The organism is Staphylococcus sp. HMSC071G07 (assembly GCF_001811435.1).
Classification (GTDB): Bacteria; Bacillota; Bacilli; order Staphylococcales; family Staphylococcaceae; genus Staphylococcus; species Staphylococcus pettenkoferi.
Genome location: NZ_KV804788.1, coordinates 39,971 through 46,493 on the forward strand (window position 1 = coordinate 39,971; position 6,523 = coordinate 46,493).

Below are 6,523 nucleotides of genomic sequence, written 5' to 3' on the forward strand. Positions count from 1 at the left end.
AACTCAAGAGGTCTTATTCAGTTAACCTAAACAAGAAATAGATAAAGGAGAAAGTAATTATGACACAAGATTATATCGTTAAAGCGCTTGCTTATGATGGCCAAATTCGTGCCTACAGTGCGCTTACCACTGAAACAGTTCAAGAAGCTCAAACGAGACATTACACATGGCCTACTGCTTCAGCAGCGCTCGGTCGTACGATGACAGCAACTTTAATGATGGGCGCAATGTTGAAAGGGGATCAAAAGTTAACAGTTACAGTAGATGGCCAGGGACCTATAGGTAAGATTACAGCTGATGCAGATGCGAAAGGGAATGTGCGCGGCTACGTGAGCCAACCCCAAACGCACTTTCCGCTCAATGATGCTGGCAAATTAGATGTGAGACGTGCAGTTGGTGTAGACGGTGCGCTTTCCGTAGTTAAAGATGTCGGAATGAAAGACTATTTCACAGGTTCAAGCCCTATCGTTTCTGGGGAGTTAGGCGACGACTTTACGTACTACTTTGCTAAAAGTGAACAAGTGCCTTCCTCAGTAGGCTTAGGTGTGCTCGTCAATCCCGACAACTCTATCAAAGCAGCTGGCGGTTTCATCATCCAAGTGATGCCAGGCGCCGACGACAAAGTCATCAGTCAACTTGAAGACGCCATTTCAAATATGACACCGGTATCTAAACTGATTGAACAAGGGTTAACACCTGAAGAAATTCTTGAAGAAGTGCTCGGTAAGGACAATCTTCAAATATTAGAAACAATGCCAGCACAATTTGAATGTAATTGTGGACATGATAAGTTCTTAAACGCGATCCGTAGTTTAGGAGAAGCAGAAATCGAAAGTATGATTAAAGAAGATCACGGTGCAGAAGCACAATGTCATTTCTGTCGTAATAAATATCACTACAGCGAAGAAGAACTCCGCGACTTACTCCCAAATTAGGGGAGTGAGTGCATTACAGTTGTTTTTACTGAAAAATCTGATAGAATTAAAGTATATCCGAGGAGACAAGTAAGTTTTAAAAAACTGTACTATAAAGGAGCTAATAACTATGGCAAAGAAACCAGTAAACAATGTTGTTGAAGTCATTGGAGATACACCTGTAGTCAAATTGAACCATGTCGTTGGTGAAGACGCTGCAGATGTATACGTTAAATTAGAATATCAAAACCCAGGCGGCTCAGTGAAAGATCGTATCGCTTTAGCAATGATCGAACAAGCTGAAAAAGACGGTAAGATTAAACCAGGCGACACAATCGTAGAGCCTACAAGTGGTAACACAGGTATCGGTCTTGCATTCGTATGTGCAGCGAAAGGTTACAAAGCAGTATTTACAATGCCAGAAACAATGAGCCAAGAACGTCGTAACTTATTAAAAGCATACGGAGCTGAACTTGTATTAACACCTGGATCTGAAGCGATGAAAGGTGCAATCAAGAAAGCGAAAGAATTGAAAGAAGAATATGGTTACTACGAACCACAACAATTCGAGAACCCAGCTAACCCTAAGATCCACGAATTAACTACAGGTCCAGAACTTGTTGAACAATTCGAAGGTAAGACAATTGATGCATTCTTAGCTGGTGTAGGTACAGGTGGTACGTTAACTGGTGCAGGTAAAGTCTTAAAAGAGAAATATCCTGACATCCAACTCGTAGCTATCGAACCAGAAGCTTCACCTGTCTTAAGTGGTGGCGAACCAGGTCCACACAAATTACAAGGATTAGGTGCAGGTTTCGTTCCAGATACGTTAGACACAAACATTTATCAAGAAGTTATCAAAGTAGGTAACGAAACAGCTATGGAAATGTCTCGTAAAGTTGCGAAAGAAGAAGGTATCTTAGGTGGTATTTCTTCTGGTGCAGCGATTTACGCAGCAATCGAGAAAGCGAAAGAACTAGGTAAAGGTAAGACAGTTGTTACTGTATTACCAAGTAACGGTGAACGTTACCTTTCTACACCTTTATATTCATTCGACGACTAATTGTTATTTTAAGCGAGCACTTGAAGTGGGAATCCCATTTCAAGTGCTTTTTTAGATTGTAGGGTTGATTGACGAGTTAAGGTAAGGATTTTCGTGGTTTATGCGCTTCGGCGGGATGCGGTGTTGTGATGATTAGAGTGAAAGCGTAGAGATCTAAACGCATTTTAACTTTACATATTTAACTACTGAAAAAAGAGACATTTCAAGTTATCATGATAAAGTAGACTATTTTACCATACTAAAACGAATGGAGGCCGATGTGGGTGGCACATACTAAAATTATGGGAATCTTAAACGTCACGCCGGATTCGTTCTCTGATGGCGGTGAATACAATTCTGTAGAGAAAGCGCTACAAAGAGCGAAAGCGATGATTGAAGAAGGCGTAGATATCATAGACATCGGCGGCGTTTCTACACGCCCAGGACACGAGGAAGTTGCGCTTGAAGAGGAAATGGAACGCGTGATCCCAGTCGTGAAAGCACTAGCAGAGTTAGATGTTCAACTCTCTGTGGATACGTTCAGAAGTGAAGTGGCTGAAGCGGCTCTGAAACATGGAGCGACGATGATTAACGATCAATGGGCAGGTCTTTATGACCCAGAGATATTTAAAGTCGTGGCGCAGTATGACGGCGAAATCGTCTTGATGCATAACGGTGACGGTCAGCGCGACGAACCGGTTATGGAAGAGATGTTAGTGAGATTATTGAAACAAGCGAACCAGGCCGAACTTGCGGGAATTCCAGAGCAGAAAGTTTGGTTAGACCCAGGAATAGGATTTGCTAAGACGCGCGAAGAAGAGAAAGAGGTCATGGCGAGGCTAGACGAACTCGTAGCTACTGGTTATCCTGTATTGCTTGCAACGAGTCGAAAGCGTTTTATCAAAGAAATGGCAGATTATGAAACGAGAGCGAAAGAACGTGACGAAGCGACAGCAGCGACAACAGCTTATGGCATCATGAAAGGTGTGAAAGCGGTCCGCGTACATAATGTGGCCATGAATTACAAGATAGGTCAAAGTATGGATTACTTGAAGGAGAATGAAGATGCAAGACACAATCTTTCTTAAAGGGCTCGAATTCTATGCGTACCATGGAGCTTTAGATGCTGAGAATGAAATTGGCCAACCCTTCCTCGTCAATGTTCGACTAAAGGTTGACTTAAAAGCGGCGGGTGAATCTGATAGCGTAGAGGATACCGTGAACTATGCCGAAGTCTATGAAGACGTCAAAGCTATCATGGAAGGTCCACCAGTCAACTTGATTGAGCACCTTGCTGAACGTATTGCAAAACGTATAAATTCACACTATAATCGTGTAATGGAAACGACTATAAGTATTACTAAGCCAAACCCACCGATTCCAGGACATTATCAAGGTGTAGGAATAGAGATTGTGAGGGAGAATACGAATGACTAAAGCGTATTTGAGTCTAGGTAGTAATATGGGTGATCGCGAATATCACTTGCATGAAGCGCTCCGCTTGTTAGATCAAGTGGAAGGTATTGAAGTGCGTGACGTTTCGCCCATCTACGACACTGCACCGATAGGATATACTGACCAAGATTCGTTCTTGAATCTTTGTGCGAGCGTTGAAACAACGTTAAGTGCGCACGATTTATTGCATCATTGTCTTGATGTGGAGCAACAACTGCATCGTGTGCGTAAGATTCATTGGGGACCAAGAACTTGCGATATCGATATCATCTTATACGGTGAGGAACAAATTCAGGATGATGAACTCATAGTCCCTCATCCACGCATGGAAGAACGTGCCTTTGTGTTAGTGCCACTTCAAGATATTGCGTCTGATGCCATTGAACCGAAGACACAACGCCGTGTTAGTGAAATCCCTGTTCCCGATGATCGAGTGCAACGTATTGATTCATAGAAGAGAAAGGGCGAAATTCCTTTATTACAGCTCACTAGTCTAGTAGAATTAATAAGGTGAATAAATTGGCGTAAAGATACTACGCAATCATGCTTCTGGATATCACACAGGTGAAAGTAGAAGTGATCGCGTCTGCAAAGCTTTTACCTTTTAAAAAAGATAGGAAATAAATTGGTGTAAATCGATAACGCTAAGCATTCCTGGTTAAAAGGTATGGAGACCGAAGTGGACAATACAACAAGCGTAAAGGAGAGAAAGAAATGTCAGAAGAAATGAACGACCAAATGCAGGTCCGTCGTCAAAAATTACAAGAATTATACGATTTAGGAATCGATCCATTTGGTCAGAAATTTGATCGTACAGATATGGCAGAACCCCTACATGAACAATGGGATCAATATAGTAAAGAAGAGTTAAAAGAAAAAGAAGACGAAAGTCATGTTACTGTAGCAGGTCGTATCATGACGAAACGTGGTAAAGGTAAAGCTGGATTTGCGCACATTCAAGATCTCACAGGCCAAATTCAACTCTATGTACGTAAAGACCAAATCGGAGAAGACCAATTTGCGATTTGGAAGAGTGCTGATTTAGGTGATATCGTCGGCATCGAAGGCGTAATGTTCAAGACAAATACAGGCGAATTGTCTGTTAAAGCAAAAGATTTCACGTTATTAACTAAAGCGCTTAGACCTTTACCAGATAAACACCATGGTTTACAAGATATTGAGCAACGTTATCGTCAACGTTACCTAGACTTAATCACGAACCAAGATAGCACGCAAACTTTTATCAACCGTAGTAAGATTCTTCAAGAAATGCGTAACTTCTTGAATAAGAAAGGTTTCTTAGAAGTTGAAACGCCAATGATGCATCAAATCGCTGGTGGGGCGGCTGCACGCCCATTCGTAACGCATCATAACGCGTTAGACGCTACGCTTTACATGCGTATAGCTATTGAATTGCACCTCAAACGTTTAATCGTTGGTGGACTTGAAAAAGTATACGAAATTGGACGCGTGTTCCGTAACGAAGGTGTATCTACACGTCACAATCCTGAATTCACTATGATCGAACTTTACGAAGCTTACGCAGATTTCCATGACATGATGGATATCACTGAATCTATGGTGCGTCATATTGCGCAAGAGGTATTAGGTGAGACGACGATTCCATATGGCGAAGAACAAGTGGACTTAGGTTCAAGCTGGAAACGTGTACACATGGTAGATGCAGTCAAAGAAGCTACAGGTGTGAACTTCTATGATGTGAAGTCTGACGAAGAAGCACGTGACCTTGCGAAAGAACATGGTGTTGAAATTACAGATCACATGAAATATGGTCACATCGTTAATGAATTCTTTGAACAAAAGGTTGAAGAATCATTAATCCAACCAACGTTCGTTTACGGTCATCCTATTGAAATTTCACCTTTAGCTAAGAAAAATCCAGAAGATCCACGTTTCACAGATCGTTTCGAATTATTCATTGTGGGTCGTGAGCATGCGAATGCCTTTACAGAGTTGAACGATCCAATCGATCAAAGAGCACGTTTCGAAGCACAGTTACAAGAACGTGAAGAAGGAAACGATGAAGCGCACGAAATGGATGAGGATTTCTTAGAAGCACTAGAATACGGTATGCCGCCAACAGGTGGTTTAGGTATTGGTATCGACAGACTTGTCATGCTATTAACAAACTCACCATCTATTCGCGACGTATTGTTATTCCCATACATGAGACAGAAATAATATATTTGAAGCGGAACAGTCTGACTGAGGTCGGGCTGTTCTTTTTTTATGTGTGATTAGAGGGAGCGAGGGGGGGGAGAATTGCGCATAGAGGAGAGGGGGAGTGGATCTTGTGATGGGGTAATGACTTGTGGTGCAGTGTGAGATTCCGAATCAATAGAGATAGCATTCTGGCGTGTGGTGGTGAGTTGGTTGGGGGGTAGTTGCGGTGGAGAGGAAGAGTGGAGGTAGTCGTGTAATAAGTTCGGTGGGCAGTTGAGAGAGGACTATGAATTTGTTGGGAAGTTCAAGAGTGCGAATAGCGTGGCACGTAATAGAATGACTAGGAAAGTCGCTATGAGGTTTTAAGAGATAAGATAGTAACAGAATAGGCAATCTATTATCGAAGGTGGTATTAATACGTGCAGGAGGCAGAATAAAGAAGTGACGATTGTGTAGGTGTAGAAGCTGATAGTGGTTTAGACGATTGAGAGGTAAGCCGAAGCCTAGTTGCGGAGAAATACATAGATAGTAAAAGGGGAGTGTATGGTTAAGTTTTCGGAGTTAGCTGATTATCAAGAAACGTTATAGAGATGGACAAAGCAAAAAATATTAAATTAGTGTAAAAGAATCACTAGTCAATGGACGGATATATGTGCTAGACTATATAAAGTCTTGAAGAAGAAACGAGCGAAATTAAATCTCTCATAAAAAAGTTCAAACAAACTGTTGACTTTTTAGCTGAGATGAATTACTATAATAAAGTCGTCTTAAACAAGACAGATTGTTTGTAAATGAATTGCAAAGAAATTTTAACAGAGTGTAAAATTAACTGTTGCAAATGAGTTCGAAACAATGTAATATAAATAGAGTGAAGAAATTGTCTGGTGATGATGGTAAAGAGGTCACACCTGTTCCCATGCCGAACACA

6 protein-coding genes are annotated in these 6,523 nt (G+C 41.5%); all 6 read left to right on the forward strand.

Annotation, left to right across the window (positions count from 1 at the left end):
• Positions 1–59: 59 nt before the first annotated feature.
• The 6 genes from hslO to lysS all read left to right on the forward strand — a co-directional run bounded on the left by hslO (position 60) and on the right by lysS (position 5,613).
• Positions 60–935: an Hsp33 family molecular chaperone HslO gene (gene hslO / locus HMPREF2802_RS11585; RefSeq protein WP_002473060.1), complete on the forward strand. Its 876-nt coding sequence runs from the start codon at positions 60–62 to the stop codon at positions 933–935.
• 109 nt (positions 936–1,044) lie between these two features.
• Positions 1,045–1,977, forward strand: coding sequence for a cysteine synthase A (gene cysK, locus HMPREF2802_RS11590; RefSeq protein ID WP_002473056.1), 933 nt, complete (start codon positions 1,045–1,047; stop codon positions 1,975–1,977).
• A 263-nt stretch (positions 1,978–2,240) separates the two neighbouring features.
• Positions 2,241–3,044 carry a dihydropteroate synthase gene (gene folP / locus HMPREF2802_RS11595; protein ID WP_070504853.1) on the forward strand — a complete coding sequence of 268 codons (804 nt, stop codon included), beginning with the start codon at positions 2,241–2,243 and terminating at the stop codon, positions 3,042–3,044.
• The gene (folB, locus tag HMPREF2802_RS11600; protein ID WP_070504856.1) at positions 3,022–3,393 is read left to right on the forward strand and encodes a dihydroneopterin aldolase; all 372 of its coding nucleotides are present in this window, start codon (positions 3,022–3,024) and stop codon (positions 3,391–3,393) included. Before folP ends, folB begins: the two co-directional genes overlap by 23 nt.
• On the forward strand, positions 3,386–3,865 hold the full coding sequence (gene folK / locus HMPREF2802_RS11605; protein ID WP_070504859.1) for a 2-amino-4-hydroxy-6-hydroxymethyldihydropteridine diphosphokinase: 480 nt from the start codon (positions 3,386–3,388) through the stop codon (positions 3,863–3,865). Before folB ends, folK begins: the two co-directional genes overlap by 8 nt.
• A gap of 260 nt (positions 3,866–4,125) precedes the next feature.
• Positions 4,126–5,613, forward strand: a complete 1,488-nt coding sequence (gene lysS / locus HMPREF2802_RS11610; RefSeq protein WP_070504862.1) for a lysine--tRNA ligase — start codon at positions 4,126–4,128, stop codon at positions 5,611–5,613.
• Positions 5,614–6,523: the final 910 nt, after the last annotated feature.